This window comes from Bacillus sp. TH50, assembly GCF_016650565.1.
Lineage (GTDB): Bacteria > Bacillota > Bacilli > Bacillales > Bacillaceae_G > Bacillus_A > Bacillus_A mycoides.
Genome location: NZ_JAEKFM010000003.1, coordinates 2,470,376 through 2,489,522, shown reverse-complemented (window position 1 = coordinate 2,489,522; position 19,147 = coordinate 2,470,376). Strand labels below are relative to the sequence as shown.

Annotated in this window: 19 protein-coding genes; 15 read left to right on the top strand and 4 right to left on the bottom strand. The window is 37.1% G+C overall.

Annotated features, from left to right (window positions below; translation table 11 throughout):
- The first annotated feature begins 8 nt into the window (after positions 1-8).
- Positions 9-182 carry a hypothetical protein gene (locus JFU23_RS13050; RefSeq protein WP_002034605.1) on the top strand — a complete coding sequence of 58 codons (174 nt, stop codon included), beginning with the start codon at positions 9-11 and terminating at the stop codon, positions 180-182.
- A 180-nt stretch (positions 183-362) separates the two neighbouring features.
- On the opposite strand, the gene JFU23_RS13045 is transcribed toward JFU23_RS13050, so the two are convergent.
- Entirely contained in the window at positions 363-1,121 is a 759-nt protein-coding gene (locus tag JFU23_RS13045; protein ID WP_201032037.1) for a TrmB family transcriptional regulator, read from the bottom strand.
- Positions 1,122-1,329: 208 nt separating this feature from the next.
- Here JFU23_RS13045 and JFU23_RS31340 point away from each other — a divergent pair, with 208 nt between their 5' ends.
- The 4 genes from JFU23_RS31340 (at position 1,330) to JFU23_RS13025 (ending at position 5,230) form a co-directional block, all read left to right on the top strand.
- Complete coding sequence (locus JFU23_RS31340; RefSeq protein WP_201032036.1) at positions 1,330-3,330, top strand: methyl-accepting chemotaxis protein; 2,001 nt, start codon at positions 1,330-1,332, stop codon at positions 3,328-3,330.
- Between the two features lie 77 nt (positions 3,331-3,407).
- Complete coding sequence (locus tag JFU23_RS13035) at positions 3,408-3,710, top strand: MTH1187 family thiamine-binding protein (protein ID WP_001018862.1); 303 nt, start codon at positions 3,408-3,410, stop codon at positions 3,708-3,710.
- A 47-nt stretch (positions 3,711-3,757) separates the two neighbouring features.
- The gene (locus JFU23_RS13030; protein ID WP_001290599.1) at positions 3,758-4,003 is read left to right on the top strand and encodes a YusU family protein; all 246 of its coding nucleotides are present in this window, start codon (positions 3,758-3,760) and stop codon (positions 4,001-4,003) included.
- A gap of 309 nt (positions 4,004-4,312) precedes the next feature.
- Entirely contained in the window at positions 4,313-5,230 is a 918-nt protein-coding gene (locus JFU23_RS13025) for a proline dehydrogenase family protein (RefSeq protein WP_201032035.1), read from the top strand.
- Positions 5,231-5,252: 22 nt separating this feature from the next.
- On the opposite strand, the gene JFU23_RS13020 is transcribed toward JFU23_RS13025, so the two are convergent.
- Both JFU23_RS13020 and JFU23_RS13015 read right to left on the bottom strand, forming a co-directional pair.
- Positions 5,253-6,092, bottom strand: a complete 840-nt coding sequence (locus JFU23_RS13020) for a D-alanyl-D-alanine carboxypeptidase family protein (protein WP_201032034.1) — start codon at positions 6,090-6,092, stop codon at positions 5,253-5,255.
- Positions 6,093-6,351: 259 nt separating this feature from the next.
- The gene (locus tag JFU23_RS13015; protein ID WP_201032033.1) at positions 6,352-6,486 is read right to left on the bottom strand and encodes a YuzL family protein; all 135 of its coding nucleotides are present in this window, start codon (positions 6,484-6,486) and stop codon (positions 6,352-6,354) included.
- A 237-nt stretch (positions 6,487-6,723) separates the two neighbouring features.
- Between JFU23_RS13015 and JFU23_RS13010 the strand changes: the two genes are divergently transcribed.
- From JFU23_RS13010 to JFU23_RS12970, 9 genes are all read left to right on the top strand, one after another.
- The gene (locus JFU23_RS13010) at positions 6,724-9,105 is read left to right on the top strand and encodes a 3-hydroxyacyl-CoA dehydrogenase/enoyl-CoA hydratase family protein (RefSeq protein ID WP_201032032.1); all 2,382 of its coding nucleotides are present in this window, start codon (positions 6,724-6,726) and stop codon (positions 9,103-9,105) included.
- Positions 9,106-9,126: 21 nt separating this feature from the next.
- Positions 9,127-10,299 carry an acetyl-CoA C-acetyltransferase gene (locus JFU23_RS13005; RefSeq protein WP_001206332.1) on the top strand — a complete coding sequence of 391 codons (1,173 nt, stop codon included), beginning with the start codon at positions 9,127-9,129 and terminating at the stop codon, positions 10,297-10,299.
- Positions 10,300-10,808: 509 nt separating this feature from the next.
- Positions 10,809-12,593 carry an acyl-CoA dehydrogenase family protein gene (locus JFU23_RS13000; protein ID WP_088293166.1) on the top strand — a complete coding sequence of 595 codons (1,785 nt, stop codon included), beginning with the start codon at positions 10,809-10,811 and terminating at the stop codon, positions 12,591-12,593.
- A gap of 115 nt (positions 12,594-12,708) precedes the next feature.
- Entirely contained in the window at positions 12,709-13,431 is a 723-nt protein-coding gene (locus JFU23_RS12995; RefSeq protein ID WP_201032031.1) for an MBL fold metallo-hydrolase, read from the top strand.
- Between the two features lie 398 nt (positions 13,432-13,829).
- Positions 13,830-14,543, top strand: coding sequence for a CPBP family intramembrane glutamic endopeptidase (locus JFU23_RS12990; RefSeq protein WP_201032030.1), 714 nt, complete (start codon positions 13,830-13,832; stop codon positions 14,541-14,543).
- A gap of 143 nt (positions 14,544-14,686) precedes the next feature.
- The gene (locus tag JFU23_RS12985; RefSeq protein WP_002089398.1) at positions 14,687-14,872 is read left to right on the top strand and encodes a hypothetical protein; all 186 of its coding nucleotides are present in this window, start codon (positions 14,687-14,689) and stop codon (positions 14,870-14,872) included.
- 13 nt (positions 14,873-14,885) lie between these two features.
- Positions 14,886-15,134: a spore coat protein gene (locus JFU23_RS12980; protein WP_002034620.1), complete on the top strand. Its 249-nt coding sequence runs from the start codon at positions 14,886-14,888 to the stop codon at positions 15,132-15,134.
- Positions 15,135-15,381: 247 nt separating this feature from the next.
- The gene (locus tag JFU23_RS12975) at positions 15,382-16,332 is read left to right on the top strand and encodes an L-lactate dehydrogenase (protein ID WP_483862043.1); all 951 of its coding nucleotides are present in this window, start codon (positions 15,382-15,384) and stop codon (positions 16,330-16,332) included.
- 22 nt (positions 16,333-16,354) lie between these two features.
- Positions 16,355-17,368 carry a PTS sugar transporter subunit IIC gene (locus JFU23_RS12970; protein ID WP_201032029.1) on the top strand — a complete coding sequence of 338 codons (1,014 nt, stop codon included), beginning with the start codon at positions 16,355-16,357 and terminating at the stop codon, positions 17,366-17,368.
- A 53-nt stretch (positions 17,369-17,421) separates the two neighbouring features.
- Here the strand turns inward: JFU23_RS12970 and JFU23_RS12965 are convergent, their stop codons facing one another.
- Entirely contained in the window at positions 17,422-18,069 is a 648-nt protein-coding gene (locus tag JFU23_RS12965; protein ID WP_201032028.1) for a phosphatase PAP2 family protein, read from the bottom strand.
- 144 nt (positions 18,070-18,213) lie between these two features.
- Here JFU23_RS12965 and JFU23_RS12960 point away from each other — a divergent pair, with 144 nt between their 5' ends.
- On the top strand, positions 18,214-18,741 hold the full coding sequence (locus tag JFU23_RS12960) for a hypothetical protein (protein WP_201032027.1): 528 nt from the start codon (positions 18,214-18,216) through the stop codon (positions 18,739-18,741).
- Positions 18,742-19,147 lie beyond the last annotated feature (406 nt).

The window sequence follows — 19,147 nt, the reverse complement described above, 5'->3', positions numbered from 1 at the left end:
GATAGTATATGGAGTCTAATTTTTCAATTATTGGTTTTCTAATTTCTTTAGTCCCATTATTTCTTATTATTTTTGTATTTAGATGGATTCGTTTCATCTATCAAAATTCAGAGAAACAAGTAGAGCAAAATGAGAAGATTATTGAGCTTTTGATGGAGATAAAGGAGCAAAAAAAGTCGTGAAATGAACGCTCTGTATTTACAAATCAAAACCATCCGAAAAACCAACTAAATAAAATTGAATTAGCGAAAGTGTAAAAAAGAGCTCTACCAAATGAGTATGTAAAACTCCGTTTGGTACAGCTTTTTTTGTATAAAAAATTATATTATCTATTCAAATGGTAGAATCGATTTTGGGATTTGTTAATATCTCAACTTCATCAACAATTCCTTAATTTCCTCATCCTGCATAAAGAGATCATGGTGCTTCTCTGTAATCTTCGCAAGTGCAACGTCATGATAGAAGAACTCCGTAAAGAACTTCACGAAAGGTTGTGACATTGTTTTCATCGCTTGCCATGATCCTTGCTCTACACCAGCAAATAAAATTTCACGATCGTCAACGATGAGTAGTAAATAACGCTCTAATGCGTTAGGTTCTTGAGCTGGGATTAAAAAATGCATGTTTTCTAAGTCAGTTTCCACTTTTCCAACTATGAGGGACTCGACTTGGACGCCTTGTTTTTCTTTTTGTTCTAGTAAAGGAAGATATTCTAAAAGGGTATCGTTCCATGCGGAGATGCGTATGGATTCTTTCGCATCTTCTATAAGTTGCCTACTTTGTACTTTAATAGAAGACTGCATTTTTAAACTCCAAACGCGGTCATCTGTAAATGACTTTTTAGAAATATTATTTTCAAGTTCTTTAATATTAGATTGGAATTCTGTCGTTAACTTTTCAATTGCTAGCTTGAGTGGTAATGCTGTATACAATTTTTTCTTTTCAGAAACAGAATCCATTACCATCCCTTTATCAATGAGTCGTGCTAACACTTCGTATATTTTTGCTTTTGGAACACCTGAATGTTTAACGATAGTTGTTGCATCTAATGGGTCATTGCTTGATACGACAACTTCATAAGCTTGGCTTTCATATTGTGAGAAACCGAATTTTTGTAGCATAGTTCCCTCCGAACGAATGAGATTATATGTTAAGGATAATGAACTATTTGTTTTTACACAAGTGTTGAGATAACAAGTAAGTTGATTGAAAAGAGAATAAATTTCAATTTTTTAAACTATATGGATTGAGCTTTCTGATTTATCTATTATACTTAATATAGTGATTAATACGATTAAATTTTACCGAGAAGGGGATGCTTGAGGGAATATGTTGAGAAGTTTACGTTTAAAAATTGCAGTAGTATTTTCGGTACTTATTTCTATGATGTTTGTAATATTAGGTACAGCTGTGTATCAATTGCAAAAAGAGAAAGAAACGCACTCCTTAGACCAGTATTCTGAAAATACGATGGATCTTGTGACAGAGCAGTTAACTGCATTTATGCAGCGAATTGAAGAAGATATGGGTCATTATGGATCTCATGATGATATTCAAAACATGCTACAAGATGGGGTTACTCCAGAAGAAGAGAGTTTTATTTTAAAGGAATTTTCAAGGTTTAAAAAGAATCATCCTGATATTTTAGATGTCTACATTGGGACGAAAGATAAAAAAACGTTGAGTGCAAATCTTGCAGATGGTGGGACAGTTCCAGAAGGATATGATCCGACGAGTCGCCCTTGGTATAAAGCGTCAGAAGCAGCTACAGAATCGACTATTTGGGGAGAACCACAATATGAAATCGCGACGGGTAAGTTAAGTATTGGAGTTTCAAAAGCCATTGTCGGACAAGATGGTTCTGTGTTAGGTGTTGTAGCAATGGATGTATCACTAGGAACGATTCAAAAGCTACTCCATAATATTCAATATAATAATGGCGGAGAAATGTTTGTTATAAATGATGAAAATATTGCCATTGTGTACCCGGAGAAAGTAGGAAAAGATGTTTCGAAAGAACCACTTGTTAAAAGTTTAAATAAAGATGAAACGAAATTTGCGGCGGCGACATTAGGTGGAAAAGATGTAGTAGCCTATAGTCAATTGTTTGATAAGATGAAATGGAAAATCGGGATTGTATATCCGAAAGAGTCAATTGATAACTTACTAATAGAAACAAGAAATACAGTTATTATAATGGCATGTATAAGTTTATTAATTGGAATATTAGCTTCATATTTATTCTCAAGAAGATTAGCAAGACCATTACAACTATTAACAAATCACGTTCAAAAAGTAGCGGAAGGTGATTTAACGTTGCAAATGAAGGTGACAAGTAAAGATGAGGTTGGTATGCTTACGACTCACTTTAATCATATGGTTGAGCAAATGAATGAAATGGTAAGTAAAATTAAAAATAGTGTATCGACAGTACAGAAATCGACTCACAATCTGCATTATTTAACGAATGAAACTGTAGCAGCTAGTAGAGAAGTATCAGGTGCAATGGATGATGTGAGCGGAGGCGCGTCTACTCTTGCTAATAGTGTAGATGAAGTTTCAGCACAACTTGAAAATATGGCACAGTCGATGGAACAGATGAATAGTTCCGTTGGTGAAATAAAGGGAGTGACCGGCAAAGCAGAGGAAGCATCTAAACAAGGGTTAAATACGATGCGGAATTTAGTTCGTACGAGAGGACAATCATCTTCTATCATTGTTCATACAGAGGAAGCGTCTGGTAAGTTAGAGCAAAGAGTTGGATCGATTCAAAATGTTGTAGAGCTTATAAAAGGTATTTCGGATCAAACAAATTTACTTGCTTTAAATGCTTCGATTGAAGCAGCACGTGCAGGTGAACAAGGTAAGGGATTTGCGGTTGTTGCTGAAGAGGTTCGAAATTTAGCTGAACAATCAAAAGAGGCAACCGGAGAGATTGCAACGATGATTGGTGATGTACAATTAGAAGTAAAGCGAGTTGTAGAAGTTGTAAGTAAGTTGAAAGATATTGCTGATATACAAAATAAAGTTACGACAGAGGCGGAGACAGAATTCCGCACAATTATGTCAGTTGTAAATACTATTAGTACCTCAGTTGAAAAAATTGTAGAAGAGGTAAATAACATAGGTCACGAGCAAGAAGAAATTACAGAAGTTATGCAAACAATTGCTAGCACGAGTCAAGAGAGTGCGGCTGTTTCTGAAGAGGTAAATGCAGCGACTGAGTCACAGGTTAATCATCTAGAGAAAGTTGCTCACACGATGGAAAGTTTGACAGAGAATATGAGAGACTTAGAAAGATTGATTGAGCAGTTTAAAGTAGAAGAGTAATGTATTAGTAAAATGATGAGGATTTCGGTAAAATAGACAATGGATATATATAAAGTAGTTATAGGAGGAAGATTATTATGGCAATTGTTGATGTATCGATTATTCCAGTAGGAACAGGTAATCCAAGTGTTAGTGAATATGTAGCAGAAGTACAAAAGGTACTAGAGAAAAATGCTGATCGTGTGAAGTATCAATTAACACCGATGAATACAGTAATTGAAGGAGATCTTCCTGTCATTTTAGAAGTAATTCAACAAATGCATGAAGTGCCATATACGAAAGGTGCACAGCGTGTTGCAACAACAATTCGTATCGATGATCGTCGTGATAAAGTAAGCACGATGGAGAAGAAATTAAACTCTGTTCGATCAAAATTATAAGAAAAAGCAGCGATCTTCGCTGCTTTTTTCATATAGGAGGAAATAAGATGAGTGAAAAGTTTAACGAGCAATTTGACGGATTGCTAGAGAAATACACGGAATTATTACTTGGAGAGAGCAACGAAGAGCGAAAAGAGCAGGTACAGAAATGGGCACTTTATTCTTATATGGCTAAGACGATGCCAGCTTTAGTGAAACATTGGAATGAGACGTATCCAGATGCAAAAGAAGAGATGGTACAGTTAATTACGAATATTAAAAAGCTGAATGATGAGAAGCGAAATGAGAAGTAAGAAGGTTTGAGATAATGTTACCTCAAGTTTTTGTTATTAATATCCTTATATAATTTACATGAAATATAAATGGTTTTGTGAGCATGTCGAATATTTTCGGCATGCTCATTTTTCCCTAGTAAACCCGTTTTTTCTGAATGTCGAAAAATATTTTCTTCATATCTACAAACGAGAATATAGGGTTTTAAATGTTTTGATAGTATTTTATAAATTATCTAAATAATTATTTGTATCAAATAATTTTAAACAATGATATAATTTTGAAGAGGGGTAAAAAACAGATAAATTATAGTCGTAGGGGTGAATTACATGGAACAATTAATGCGAAATTCGTTTCTTTTCTTATCTAAAAATAAAGCGCTAACAAAACTGGCTAAAAAGTACGGTTTACGCTTTGGTGCAGGTCGCTTCGTCGCAGGGGAAACGATTGAATTAGCGACAGCTGCAATTAAAGCATTAAATAAGCAAGGTCTTTGTGTAACAATCGATTATTTAGGTGAATTCGTTGATAACGAAGCGGAAGCAAATGAAATGGCTAGCGAATCGATTGAAGCGATTCGTGCAATTGGAAGAGAAGGTCTTAATTCGCAGCTTTCTTTAAAGATGACTTCTATGGGATTAGATATTTCTGACGAAATCGTAATGAACAATATGCGCCGTATTTTAGAAGTTGCAAAAGAAAACGGTGTGTTTATTACAATTGATATGGAAGACTATACGCGCTGCGGAAAAACAATTGATATCTTTAAACAATTAAAGTCTGAATACGATAATATTGGTACAGTTATTCAAGCTTACTTATATCGTACAGAAAAAGATATGGAAGATTTAAACGCTTATAATCCTAATTTACGTCTTGTAAAAGGGGCCTATAAAGAACCTGAAGAAGTAGCGTTCCCGGAAAAGAAAGATGTAGATGACAATTATAAAAAAATTATTAAAATGCACTTATTAAATGGAAATTACACTGCAATTGCTTCACATGACGAAGCGATTATTGAATATACGAAAAAACTTGCGGAAGAACACAACATTCCAAGGGATCAATTTGAATTCCAAATGTTATTTGGTATTCGTACAGAGCGTCAACTTGAGCTAGTAAAAGAAGGTTACAAAATGCGCGTTTACGTGCCTTATGGAAACGACTGGTATGGCTATTTCATGCGCCGTCTAGCAGAACGTCCAGCAAACGTTGCGTTCGTATTAAAAGGTATGATCAAAAAATAACCAAGGAGAAAATACTCCTTGGTTATTTTAATTGCTGAAATGCGTAGTGCGCCATTTTCTTCGTATCAGGATATAGCTGCGTACGAGTAGAAGATAACACGACGTTAATGACGCGTTTACCGTCTTTTTCATCAACTGTTACGACTGTGTATTTTCCGAGTGCTGATAAACCGCTTTTACTTCCAATCGCATATGGATCATCATATAGTTCTTCCCGTCCATAGTTTGCGATTTTCGGAGAACGCTCTGAAGTATGTAGTGTTGTATGTATTGAATTCATATATTCTAAAACGATCGGATACTTCAAGGCTTCTTTCGTAATAATAGCAATGTCATATGGTGATACTTTATTTCCAAGTGCATCAGCACCGCTTGCGTTTTTGAAAGTCGCATGTTTTGTCCCAAGTTCCTTCGCCCTAGCGTTCATCATTTTCACAAACTCATTTTTTGATCCTGCGATATGTTCTGCAATTGACTCAGCGATTGGGTCTGCACTAATAATAAGCATAAGTTTTAATACCTCATCACGTTTTAATTTTTCACCCGCGCGAAGCTTAATCTTCTTACTTTGACTTTCCGTTTTAATCGCATTCTCTGTAACCGTAATTTCTTCATCTTCTTTCACATTTTCTAGTAAGAGTAAGGTAGTCATCATTTTACCTATACTAGCCGGATAAGAGCGTTCATCTTCCCGTTTTCCATACAAAATTTCACCTGTGTCTGCATCGATTGTAATCCCGTATTGCCCAGTAATGTTAGGCTGATCTGCTCTTACAACATGTTGCCTTTGTGCATAAGAGAAGAAAATCATCCCTGTAAATAGTGTGGCAATCATTACAATCATAATTATTGTTCGTTTCATCGTCGTTCCCTCTTTTGTTTTCCATATGTACAAATAAATTGGGCAGAAAAAGCAGCCATTAATCATTATGCCACGTCCTCTGCCCAAAAATATAGCGTTATTTTTCGCCCATATTATGCTTCTTACCCCGCATTAACGGGCAGTAAGACTCCCACCTCATAATTCGGCTTAAACAAAGAGGTTAGGTGGGAGGTCAACTGCCCGTAAAAGCCCGGTTGGTTCAACTAATAATCAGTGGGAAGAACAAAAGCCCCACTGATTAAAGTTTCGCTTTATATTGTTGGTTATTACTTTGACGCCCTTTTTCAACACCGTGATTATGCGGACCTGCATTTCCAGTTACACTTGCTGCGCTAATTCCAGCTTTTGAAGGGTTCTTCTTAAGTTTTGCCATATATATTCCTCCAGTTTCGTCAGATTATAAAAAGGAAAAGTGCATTTTAATGAAGAAAATACACATGTATAGCATAGCCAAATGAAAGAAATATATTTATTTCAGAAAATTTTATCAATAAATATATTGCGAAAATTCAAACTGTATCATATATTTATTAGTAGAGGCTCACTCATTGATTGCGACTCATGTCGAAAAATTGAATGAGCATTCATTCAAGAATAGGGGGAGAAATGGATGTTCCAAATTAAAAAGGCTGCTGTTCTAGGTTCAGGCGTAATGGGTTCAGGAATTGCGGCACACTTAGCTAATATTGGTATTCCGACATTATTGCTTGATATTGTACCACCTGCGCTTACGAAAGAAGAAGAGGCGAAGGGACTTACATTAGAACATAAAAGTGTGAGAAATCGTTTTAGTAATACGGCTGTGCAAAAACTATTAAAGCAAAAACCAGCTCCTCTGACAGTGAAAGGAAATTTAGCACTGATTGAAGCAGGTAACTTAGAAGATGATCTTGAGCGTCTAGCTGATGTAGACTGGATTATTGAAGTAGTAGTTGAAAACTTAGATATAAAGAAGAAACTATTTGAAAAAGTAGATGCTGTTCGTAAACCAGGCTCAATTGTGAGCTCAAATACATCAGGCATTTCCGTTGGAAAAATGGCAGAGGGTCGTTCAGACGACTTCCAGAAACACTTCTTAGGAACACACTTTTTTAACCCACCACGATATTTAAAACTTCTAGAGGTAATACCGACGAAAGAAACTGATCCACAAGTATTAAGCTTCATGAAACTATTTGGCGAAGACGTTCTTGGAAAAGGCGTTGTTATCGCAAAAGACACACCAAACTTTATTGGAAACCGCATCGGTACGTATGGATTGCTTGTAACGCTTCAAGAAATGATTAAGCGTGGCTATAGCGTTGGAGAAGTTGACTCTGTAACGGGTCCATTAATTGGTCGTCCGAAGAGCGCAACATTCCGTACATTAGATGTTGTTGGTTTAGATACATTCGTACACGTTGCAAATAACGTATATGAAAATGTACAAGAAGAAGAGCGCGACGTATTTAAAGTACCTGCTTTCATGCATGACATGCTTGATAAAAAATGGCTTGGAAGCAAAACAGGTCAAGGCTTCTTCTTAAAACAAGGAAAAGAAATTTTAGAATTAAACCCTGAAACGATGGAATATGGAGCGCGTAAAAAATTAAAAGCCGCGTCCGTAGAGTTAAGTAAGCAAGAAAAAGGATTAGCGAATAAATTGAAAGCGCTTGTATACGCGAAAGATCGCGCAGGAGAGTTGTTATGGAATATTATCACACCAACTCTTTTATACTCTGCAAAGCTTCATAAAGAAATTGCTGACGATATTGTTGCAATTGACCAAGCGATGAAATGGGGCTTCGGATGGGAGCAAGGACCATTCGAAATTTGGGATGCAATCGGCGTTGAAAAGTCTGTTCAAAAGATGGAAGAAAACGGCGCAGTTGTTCCTACTTGGGTGAAAGAAATGGTAGAGAAAGGTTTCACTACTTTCTATAAACATGATAACGGCGATAGCTACTATTATGACAATGGTGAATATAAGCTAATCGAACGTAACAAAAAAGCAATTTCTCTTAAGCAGTTAAAAGAGAAAAACGGTGTGTTAAAGAAAAATAGCGGAGCGAGCTTAATTGATTTAGGCGATGGTATCCTTTGCTTAGAATTCCATTCGAAGAGCAATGCAATCGGTATGGATATTACGCAAATGATTAACTACGCTGTTGATGAAGTAGAGAAAAATTATAAAGGTCTTGTTATCGGAAACCAATCGAAGAACTTCTGCGTTGGTGCGAACCTTGCAATGATCTTAATGGAAGCACAAGACGACAACTACTTTGAAATTGAGTGGGTTGTGAAAAACTTCCAAGATGCAATGACGAAAATTAAGTACTCTTCTAAGCCAGTTGTAGCGGCGCCATATGGTATGACGCTTGGCGGTGGTACAGAAGTTTGTTTACCAGCAGCGAGCATTCAAGCTTCTAGCGAAACATATATGGGCTTAGTAGAAGTAGGTGTTGGCTTAATCCCTGGCGGAGGCGGTAACAAAGAGTTATACATTAAACACTTAAACAAAATGGCAAACGGTGTAGAATTCGACTTACAAAAAGTTGCGAATAAAGTATTCGAATCTGTAGCGATGGCGAAAGTTTCTACATCAGCACAAGAAGCTGTATCGAACAACTTCTTAGGCGATAAAGACGGTATTAGTGTGAATGGTGATCACTTACTATATGATGCGAAACAAAAAGCACTTTCTTTATATGAAGCAGGTTATAAAGCACCTATCCGCAAAAAGATACCAGTTGTTGGTGAGACAGGATATGCAGCGCTTGTACTTGGTGCAGAGGCAATGCATTTATCAGGTTACATTTCTGAACATGATCTGCACATTGCGAAGAAACTGGCATATGTCATTGCGGGCGGAAAAGTGCCGTACGGAACAGAAGTTGATGAGCAGTATTTATTAGATGTAGAACGTGAAGCATTTATTAGCTTAGTAAGTGAGATGAAATCACAAGCAAGAATGCAGCACATGCTTGTAAAAGGAAAACCATTACGTAACTAATAACGAGGGGAGATATCGTTCATGAGAGAAGCTGTCATTGTTGCGGGAGCAAGAACACCAATTGGAAAAGCAAAGAGGGGTTCATTAAAAACAGTTCGTCCTGACGATCTAGGGGCGTTAGTAGTAAAAGAAACGTTAAAGCGTGCGAATTATGAAGGACCAATCGATGATTTAATTTTCGGTTGTGCGATGCCAGAAGCAGAGCAAGGTTTAAATATGGCTCGTAATATCGGTGGGCTAGCAGGACTTTCTTACGATGTTCCAGCTATTACAATTAACCGTTACTGTTCTTCAGGTTTACAAAGTATCGCTTACGGAGCAGAGCGCATTATGCTTGGTCACTCTGAAGCTGTATTATCGGGCGGAGCGGAATCAATGAGTTTAGTTCCAATGATGGGGCACGTTGTTCGTCCGAACAGTCGCCTTGTAGAAGCTGCTCCAGAATATTATATGGGTATGGGACATACAGCAGAGCAAGTTGCTGTGAAATATGGAATTTCTCGTGAAGAACAAGATGCATTTGCAGTAAGAAGTCATCAACGTGCTGCGAAAGCATTAGCTGCAGGGAACTTTGCGGATGAAACAGTATCTGTAGATGTGACGTTACGCTCGGTTGGATCAAACAACAAACTGCAAGAAGAAACAATCATTTTCGCACAAGACGAAGGTGTAAGAGCAGAGACGACGCTAGACATTTTAGGTAAATTACGTCCAGCATTTAACGTTCGCGGTTCTGTAACGGCTGGTAACTCTTCACAAATGAGTGACGGTGCAGCATCTGTACTATTAATGGATCGTGAAAAAGCAGTGAGCGATGGCATGAAGCCACTTGCAAAATTCCGTTCATTCGCAGTAGCTGGAGTACCACCAGAAGTAATGGGAATCGGCCCAATTGCTGCAATTCCGAAAGCGTTAAAATTAGCTGGTTTAGAGCTATCTGATATCGGTCTATTTGAACTAAATGAAGCATTCGCTTCTCAATCTATCCAAGTTATTCGTGAACTTGGTCTAGATGAAGAAAAAGTAAACGTAAACGGCGGTGCAATCGCACTTGGACATCCACTTGGCTGTACAGGAGCAAAACTAACACTATCTCTTATTCACGAAATGAAACGTCGCAACCAACAATTCGGTATCGTAACAATGTGTATCGGCGGCGGAATGGGAGCAGCGGGAGTGTTTGAATTACTATAAAAAAGTGTAAGCGGCTCGCTCAGAATGTGAGGGGGATGGAGTTTCAGACGTAGAGGCGCTCTTTGCCTCGCAGGAAGAAGCGAAGCCATCGAACATTCTAGCCGCTGGAACTGGATTATATAAAAAGTGCAGGTGGCTTGCTCAGAACAGGAGGGCGTTGGAAGCCCTGACGAAGAGGCGCTTTTTGCCTCACAGGAAGGGATGAAACGACCGACTGTTTTAGCCACTGGAACTGGATTATATAAAAAGTGCAGGTGGCTTGCTTAGAACAGGAGGGCGTTGGAAGCCCTGACGAAGAGGCGCTTTTTGCCTCACAGGAAGGGATGAAACGACCGACTGTTTTAGCCACCGGAACTGGATTATAAAAAAAGCGCAGGCGGCTCGCTCAGAACAAGAGGACGCTAAGGCAAAGAATGGAAGCAACAAAGGTTTATAAAAAATAAAATTGAGAGCCAGCTTCTTTCAAAATGAGAGAAGCGGCTTATGAAAATATGAAGGAGGAAATTTTCATGGAAAAAACAGTAGGAAATGCGGTTAAAGGCGGTAGCTTTTTAGTAGAGGAAATTACAATTGATCAAGTGTTTACGCCAGAAGATTTTTCATCTGAGCATAAAATGATTGCAAAAACGACAGAGGACTTTATCGTAAATGAAGTTCTTCCAGAGCTTGAATATTTAGAGCAACACGAGTTTGATCGTTCTGTTCGTCTTTTAAAAGAAGCTGGGGAACTTGGTTTACTAGGCGCTGACGTACCAGAAGAGTACGGCGGAATTGGTCTTGATAAAGTAAGCTCAGCGTTAATCGCAGAGAAATTCTCGCGCGCTGGTGGTTTTGCAATTACTCACGGTGCTCACGTAGGTATCGGATCATTACCAATCGTATTATTCGGTAACGAAGAGCAAAAGAAAAAGTATTTACCATTACTTGCAACTGGTGAAAAATTAGCTGCATACGCATTAACAGAGCCAGGTTCAGGATCTGACGCATTAGGTGCAAAAACAACGGCACGTTTAAATGCAGAAGGTACACATTACGTATTAAATGGTGAAAAGCAATGGATTACAAACTCTGCATTCGCTGACGTATTTATCGTATATGCAAAAATTGATGGAGAGCACTTCTCAGCATTTATCGTAGAGAAAGAATATGCTGGTGTATCTACAAGCCCAGAAGAAAAGAAAATGGGTATTAAATGTTCTTCAACTCGTACGTTAATTTTAGAAGATGCATTAGTACCGAAAGAAAACTTACTTGGTGAAATCGGTAAAGGTCATATTATCGCGTTCAACATTTTAAATATCGGCCGTTATAAATTAGGTGTTGGTACAGTTGGATCTGCGAAACGTGCAGTAGAAATTTCAGCACAATATGCAAATCAACGTCAACAGTTCAAACAACCAATCGCTCGCTTCCCATTAATTCAAGAGAAACTTGCGAATATGGCAGCGAAAACATATGCAGCTGAAAGCTCTGTATACCGTACAGTAGGTTTATTCGAAAGCCGCATGAGCACATTATCTGAAGAAGAAGTAAAGGACGGTAAAGCAGTAGCAGCTTCTATCGCTGAATATGCAATCGAGTGCTCTTTAAATAAAGTATTCGGTTCTGAAGTACTAGATTATACAGTAGATGAAGGTGTTCAAATTCACGGTGGTTACGGATTTATGGCAGAATACGAGATTGAAAGAATGTACCGCGATTCTCGTATTAACCGTATTTTCGAAGGAACGAACGAAATTAACCGCCTAATCGTACCAGGTACGTTCTTACGTAAAGCGATGAAAGGTGAATTACCACTTCTTCAAAAAGCACAAAAATTACAAGAAGAGTTAATGATGATGATGCCAGAAGAAGTAGGCGATGAGCCATTAGCACTTCAAAAATATTTAGTAACTAACGCGAAGAAAATTGGCTTAATGGTAGCTGGATTAGCTGCTCAAAAATACGGTAAAGCATTAGATAAAGAGCAAGAAATTCTTGTGAATATCGCTGACATCGTAAGCAACCTATACGCAATGGAGTCAGCTCTTCTTCGTACAGAGAAAGCAATTAAAACAACTGGTCTTGAAAAGAATAAACAAAAAGTGTTATACACTGAAGTATTCTGCCAAGAAGCATTCAACGAAATCGAAGCAGATGCGAAAGAAACACTTATCGCAGTTGAAAACGGCGACATGCTGCGCATGATGTTATCATCATTACGTAAATTAACTCGCCACACACCACTTAATGTAATTCCGAAGAAACGTGAAATTGCTGCGAAAATTTTAGAAGATGAGCGTTACACAGTTTAATAGATGAAAGAGAACCAGTGGCCTTATGGCTGCTGGTTTTTTGTTGATGGATTCTTGAAAAGGGCTGTTTTACATATGTATTTGTAAACGGCTTTTTTTAATGGAGGTAAAGGAGATGAAGGTAATAAAAGTAGGAACAGTTCATCAAATCGCATTTTTACCACGTTTATTTCCGATTAACTGCTATTTTGTTGAAGAAGAAACAGGATTAACTTTAATTGATGCAGGTTTACCATTTTGTGCAATGAAGATTTTAGAAGTGGCTCGAAAAATTGGTGAATCGATTACGAATATTGTTATCACGCACGCGCATGATGACCATATAGGAGCACTTGATGCGATAAAACAAGAGCTGCCGGATGTTACGGTTTATATTTCTAAAAGAGATGCTCATTTACTAGAAGGAGATATGGCACTGCAAAATGGAGAACGAAACACACCGATAAAAGTGGGTGTGTCCAAAAAGATAAAGACGATTCCAGATATTCTTCTTCAAGAGGGTGATCAAATTGGTTCTCTTTTAGCGATTGAGACTCCAGGTCATACACCAGGTTCAATGGCGTTTTTAGATACGAGGAACGATGCACTAATTGTTGGAGATGCGTTTCAAACTAAAGGAGGAGTGGCGGTCGCAGGACAAATAAAGTGGCTCTTTCCGTTTCCTGTGTTTGGGACTTGGGATGCAGAAACTGCCTTGGCAAGCGCTCAAAAATTGCTGGAATATAAACCATCTATATTGGCGACAGGGCACGGAAAGATGATTAAAGACCCTTTGCTACGCATGAAACTAGCGATTGAAGAAGCAGAAAGGAATTTAACTAGAAAGAGCCCCAAATAATTTTGAGGCTCTTTTTGCTAGATGATATTATTTTGCAGGTTTGAAAAATGTGTATATGGCTAAGGAAAAGCAAACGAAAATAAATGCGATAGGGTCTTGATAGGGATTAGGTTCAGAGCCCTTCTGGATTTCTGTAAGGAAGTCATGTGTTTTCATGTTCATTTCTCCTTTAATTAATAAGTTTTATATGATGCGAGGGTTATGGTGGATAGATAAGAAATTTTTGGAATTCCATCTAATAATTATTCTATAGTAATCTAGTTCCAAAAACTATATAATACAAAGCTTTCATAATATATAAAATTGCATATTATTCTTTTTGAAAATCTTGTTATATTATCTATATATTTGTATTAATAGTTTTTTGTTAAGGGAATGAAAACAAATGGAGGAATAGTATGAGAAAAACAGTGTTAGACGCGTATAATGCAGAAAGAGAAGTAGATAACATAACATATAAAAATCTAGTTGTAACGATTGCAAGCATTCTAGGGTTCTCACTCTTAGGGGGATTATTCCTTGCTTTAGCCCTTGGAATTTTTGGAGAAGAGGTATTACGTGCTAATTTAGAGGGATATTATTTACTTCTATTTGATGCAGCTGTTGTTACTATTGTTTTATTTGCTTATAAACCAGTGCTTCATTTTATTAAGAACATTTGGGATGTATCTATTTTAAAAAATGGGAAAACCTACTTGTATTTATTAATAGGTTTTATCATCATTGCATTAACTCAGTATGTAATGTTAGAGTTGTTTAGCTTTGAAAGTGCAGAGCAGCAACGAGATCAATTAGGGAGCTTAGGACTTCAAAATAGTCTACAAAGTATTATATATGTGTTAAGTGTTGCTATAATTACACCGATTAAAGAAGAAATTTTATATAGAGGTATTTTGTATCGATTTTTTGAAAAGAAATATAGTTTTCTAGTTGGTACCATTATTTCTTCCTTCATCTTTGGGATTCTTCATGGTGGTTTTCCGATTACGGCAATGATTATGGGGATTGTATTTGCTATGTTATATAAGAAAACACAATCTATTGTACCTAGCATCATTTTACATATTGTATGGAACCTACTTGTGAGTATAAGTATGATTGTTTCTTTATAAAATTGAATGAATATTTAGCATAAAAGATGAATGGCCTAGCTATTCATCTTTTATTTTGTTTATATGTGGGAAAAGTTAATGAATACAATCCAAAAAGAACCAAATACTAATGATGAATGAACAAAGAAAGGCGGGTATGTTATATGCAAAACTTAACAGAGCTTGAAGTTGAAAACTTACGTCATTTAATTGGTGGTCATGCGACGATTATTAACAAATTGGAACAGTATGCACAGGCTTGTACAGACCCACAGCTAAAGCAAATGCTTGAGAAGGATGCGCAAGATGCACGAAATACGAAACAGCAGTTAATGACTTTTCTAGGATAGGAGGAAGAGAGAAATGAATGAAAAAGATATGGTAAATGATTATTTAGCAGGGTTAAACTCAAGTTTAACAAGTTATGCAAATTATATTTCTCAGTCTGATAATGAACAGTTACATCAAACGTTAATTCAAATTCGTAATCAAGATGAATCCCGTCAACGTAATATGTATGAATACGCAAAGCAAAAAAGTTATTATAAGCCGGCAGCGCCTGCTAACCCAATGATTGTACAGCAATTGAAAAGTCAATTAAGTGCGGAATAGTGTGATGAAAAAAACGAGCGAATGGATTCGCTCGTTTTTTTGTTTGGTATATGTCAATAAATACATAAAAAATATTTTTCCGGTTGTAACAAATATGACGAAAATGTAATATGACAATTCACAAAAAGGACAAAAACTTTGCTCAACATTTCACAAAGTATCCATGGTTTCTATCGTGAGAACCTCTATAATTAGGGGTGTAAAGAACGAAAGAAATAGACTACATGATCAATTAGGAGAGATTGCTATGAATAGAAACACAAGAAAAATTGCAATTATCGGTACTGGATTAGTTGGATCAAGCTGTGCGTATTCCATTGTAAACCAAGGGATTTGCGAAGAGCTATTGTTAATTGATATAAATCATGAACGTGCAGTTGGAGAAGCGATGGACTTATCACATTGCATTAACTTTACAAATACAAGAACAAAAGTATATGCAGGAAGTTATGAAGACTGCAAAGATATGGACATTGTCATTATTACAGCAGGACCAGCGCCGAAGCCTGGACAAAGTCGTTTAGACACTTTAGGAGCCAGCGCTAAGATTATGGAGGGTGTTGTTGACGGCGTAATGGAAAGTGGATTTGATGGCATTTTCTTACTCGCATCGAACCCAGTTGACATTATTACATATCAAGTGTGGAAGCTATCTGGATTACCTAGAAATCGTGTGATTGGTACAGGTACATCACTAGATTCTTCTCGCTTAAGAACAATTTTATCTGAAATGTTACATGTAGACCCTCGTAGTATTCATGGGTATTCATTAGGAGAACATGGTGATTCTCAAATGGTTGCCTGGTCTCACATAACTGTTGGTGGAAAGCCGATTTTACAAATTTTAGAAGAGAAAAAAGACCAATTTGGTGAAATAGATTTAGATGAAATTGTTGAGAAGACTGCAAAAGCTGGATGGGAAATTTATAAGCGCAAAGGAACTACTTATTACGGAATCGGAAATTCTTTAGCTTATATTGCGCGCTCAATTTTCAATGATGATCACCGTGTTATCGCTGTTTCAGCCATTTTAGATGGTGAATATGGCGAATACGATATTTGTACAGGAGTACCAGCAATTATTACTAGAGATGGTATAAGAGAAGTGGTAGAACTAAACTTATCAGAAGATGAAGAAAGTCGCTTTGCAAAATCAAACGATGTTTTACGCGATTATATGAAAACAATTGGTTACTAAATTATAGGAGAAGGTGAAACAAATGAAGGAATATATAATGTCTCGTGTGTTTAAAGCTTCTGCCGGAATCGCACAGGGTATTTTCGTATCCCTTGGAATTGGTTTACTAATCGAAAATATAGGAAGAATTGTTGATATCCCATTACTTATTACAATCGGAGTTGTTGCAAAATCACTTATGGCACCAGCAATTGGAGCCGGGATTGCCTTTATGCTCGGTGCAAACGGACTCGTAATTTTCTCATCAATGGTAGCTGGAGCAATTGGAGCAGGTTCCATTTCAATTACTGAAGCTGGTCTCATCATTAAAACAGGTGAACCAATCGGTGCATTATTAACAGCGACTTTAGCAGTTTATATTGGTAAACGATTAAGCGGAAAAACTGCTTTAGATATGATGCTCGTTCCATTTGCAGCAATATTAGGTTCTGGTTTAGTCGGTATTTGGTTAGCTCAAAATATTAGCCCAGTTTTAAATGCAGTTGGAGCATTCATTAAAGATAGTTCAACTGGTAGCCCGTTTATCGCTTCTATCGTGATTGCTGTAGTTTGGGGATTGTTACTTATCTCTCCAGCTTCATCAGCTGCGTTAGCGATAGCACTTAGCTTAGACGGCGTTGCAGGCGGTGCAGCACTTGCAGGATGTGTTGCTCAGTTTATCGGATTCTCTGTTATTTCAGCGAAAGAGAATAATTTAGGTGGCATATTAGCTCAGGCACTTTGTACTCCAAAAGTACAGTTGCCGAACATTACTAAAAATCCAATGATTCTCGTCCCAACTGTCGTCGCCAGCGCTATAGTGGGCCCAGTATCAGCATTAATTTTCCAACTGGAAGCAGGAAAAGAAATTGCAGGTCTTGGATTAAGCTCTCTTATCGCACCAATTAATTTAATTTCCAGCCAAGGGTGGGAAGTTGTCCCAGCGATGGTAATCACTTATATCATCATTCCAGTAGCTGTTTCTTATATACTGTACATTGCTCTTAAAAAAGCAGGTCGTATTCATTCTGGTGACATGACTGTACCACAATCTTAATTTGAAAATCTCCTTAATATAGAGAAAAGCAGACTGAAGCCACAGTCTGCTTTTTACATTTTTTGATTTTGTTTTACTGGAACACGTACGGTTTCTTTTGCTAATAACAACTGAACGCCGAAGTAAAGTACGCTTGCAAGCATCATTCCAGAAATGGCGTCTACAAATGCATGCTGCTTCGTAAATAATGTTGATAAAATAATAAGCGTACCGAAGAAAGTAAGGATGTAATATTCCAAAGTATGCTGTTCCTTGCGCTTAAAGGCAGCTAACATAATTACAAATGTCGTAAGGACATGAATGCTTGGGAAACAGTTTACTGGTTGATCAATACTATAAATATAGCGGACTAGTTCGGAAAATACATCTGTTCCAACGACGGTTGGGCGTGGTACAGTTGTCTGCCAAAAAAAGTAAATCGAAAAACAAGCAAGTTTTCCAAGAATTACACTACTTAAAGTGACATAATATTGCTTTCGATCAGCAAAACAGTAATAAATAAGTGCACCGTATAAGTATGGAAACCAAAGTAAGTAAGGAATAATAAATGCTTTCACAAATGGAATCCAATCATCTACTACAGTTGTGACATCTACTGCGTGAACAGTAGATTTATTTAATACGTCGTAAAGGGGACTTACGAGTACGAGTAGAAGTATATAACTTAACGGAAGAAGAGATGAAAGTTTAAATTTCTTCATGATAATCTCCTATGTTTTAGTAATGTAAATAAATTCAATTGATTATAATATAGAAAATCCAATTGGGCTATCGATTTTACTTACATTTTCTTGAATTCACCTTACATTTTTGTCACTTGACTAAAAAGAGGGGGAGGGTGCTATATGAAGCGTTCACTGTATTTCTTAGTTTTTATATTGTTATGCCTAGTGAGTACTGGGTGTGCAAAGGATAAAGAAGGAGAGAAATTAGAATACAACGGGAGAGCACTCGTAATTGGAGTTGTTGGTGAAAAGCCGAAAGATACGTTTAGAAATATAAAGTTTGAAAACGTTAAGTTAGAAGAACTGAAAAAGGAATCTGGAGCAGTAGATGGTTTTCTAATAATGAAAGAGCACTTTCAAGAAGCTTCGAAAGAGCAGTATAAAGATTTATTTTTATCGTTAAAGAAACCAGTGTTTTTTATTGGCTTACAAGATAAATCATATTCGACTTTTATTACAAAAGGGATAGAGTATAACAGTGCACGAAAAGATGTAAATGCTATGTACGCGCAAGGTTTTGCAAATATTGGAAGTGGCGAAGGGCAACAATGGGGAGTAGGTTTATCGAATGGTGGAAATACAGAAGAAAGTATTCATAATATGTATATAGTAGTATTTCAAACCATTTCGGACTATTTAAGTCGATGATGAAGGAGCCTGTAAAAGGACTTCTTATTTTTTAAATAAAGTGAAACTTTAATCAGTGGGGGTGTCCATCCCCCACTGATTAAAAGCCCGCACCAATCGGGCTTTTACGGGCAGTTATCTCCCACCTAACTTCCTCGCATTTGCCGAATTTCGAGGTGGGGGTCTTACTGCCCGCAAATAGCGGGATAAACGTTTGTTTAAGATATATGTTCGGTATAGAAAATCATGTATTCCAAAGGTGATATAGAAAAACATGAAATTAATCAAACGTTTGTTTAAGAGGTATGTTCGGTATGGAAGAATTCATGTATTCCAAAGGTTGGGGTAGAAAACATGAAATTAATCAAACGTTTGTTTAAGAGGTATGTTCGGTATAAAAGAATCTACGTATTCCGAAGGTTGAGGT

Excerpts from the sequence above, each read along its gene's own strand:
- JFU23_RS13050 (WP_002034605.1), top strand. The coding sequence starts at position 9 with ATGGAGTCTAATTTTTCAATTATTGGTTTTCTAATTTCTTTAGTCCCA.
- JFU23_RS13045 (WP_201032037.1), bottom strand. The coding sequence starts at position 1,121 with ATGCTACAAAAATTCGGTTTCTCACAATATGAAAGCCAAGCTTATGAA.
- JFU23_RS31340 (WP_201032036.1), top strand. The coding sequence starts at position 1,330 with ATGTTGAGAAGTTTACGTTTAAAAATTGCAGTAGTATTTTCGGTACTT.
- JFU23_RS13035 (WP_001018862.1), top strand. The coding sequence starts at position 3,408 with ATGGCAATTGTTGATGTATCGATTATTCCAGTAGGAACAGGTAATCCA.
- JFU23_RS13030 (WP_001290599.1), top strand. The coding sequence starts at position 3,758 with ATGAGTGAAAAGTTTAACGAGCAATTTGACGGATTGCTAGAGAAATAC.
- JFU23_RS13025 (WP_201032035.1), top strand. The coding sequence starts at position 4,313 with ATGGAACAATTAATGCGAAATTCGTTTCTTTTCTTATCTAAAAATAAA.
- JFU23_RS13020 (WP_201032034.1), bottom strand. The coding sequence starts at position 6,092 with ATGAAACGAACAATAATTATGATTGTAATGATTGCCACACTATTTACA.
- JFU23_RS13015 (WP_201032033.1), bottom strand. The coding sequence starts at position 6,486 with ATGGCAAAACTTAAGAAGAACCCTTCAAAAGCTGGAATTAGCGCAGCA.
- JFU23_RS13010 (WP_201032032.1), top strand. The coding sequence starts at position 6,724 with ATGTTCCAAATTAAAAAGGCTGCTGTTCTAGGTTCAGGCGTAATGGGT.
- JFU23_RS13005 (WP_001206332.1), top strand. The coding sequence starts at position 9,127 with ATGAGAGAAGCTGTCATTGTTGCGGGAGCAAGAACACCAATTGGAAAA.
- JFU23_RS13000 (WP_088293166.1), top strand. The coding sequence starts at position 10,809 with ATGGAAAAAACAGTAGGAAATGCGGTTAAAGGCGGTAGCTTTTTAGTA.
- JFU23_RS12995 (WP_201032031.1), top strand. The coding sequence starts at position 12,709 with ATGAAGGTAATAAAAGTAGGAACAGTTCATCAAATCGCATTTTTACCA.
- JFU23_RS12990 (WP_201032030.1), top strand. The coding sequence starts at position 13,830 with ATGAGAAAAACAGTGTTAGACGCGTATAATGCAGAAAGAGAAGTAGAT.
- JFU23_RS12985 (WP_002089398.1), top strand. The coding sequence starts at position 14,687 with ATGCAAAACTTAACAGAGCTTGAAGTTGAAAACTTACGTCATTTAATT.
- JFU23_RS12980 (WP_002034620.1), top strand. The coding sequence starts at position 14,886 with ATGAATGAAAAAGATATGGTAAATGATTATTTAGCAGGGTTAAACTCA.
- JFU23_RS12975 (WP_483862043.1), top strand. The coding sequence starts at position 15,382 with ATGAATAGAAACACAAGAAAAATTGCAATTATCGGTACTGGATTAGTT.
- JFU23_RS12970 (WP_201032029.1), top strand. The coding sequence starts at position 16,355 with ATGAAGGAATATATAATGTCTCGTGTGTTTAAAGCTTCTGCCGGAATC.
- JFU23_RS12965 (WP_201032028.1), bottom strand. The coding sequence starts at position 18,069 with ATGAAGAAATTTAAACTTTCATCTCTTCTTCCGTTAAGTTATATACTT.
- JFU23_RS12960 (WP_201032027.1), top strand. The coding sequence starts at position 18,214 with ATGAAGCGTTCACTGTATTTCTTAGTTTTTATATTGTTATGCCTAGTG.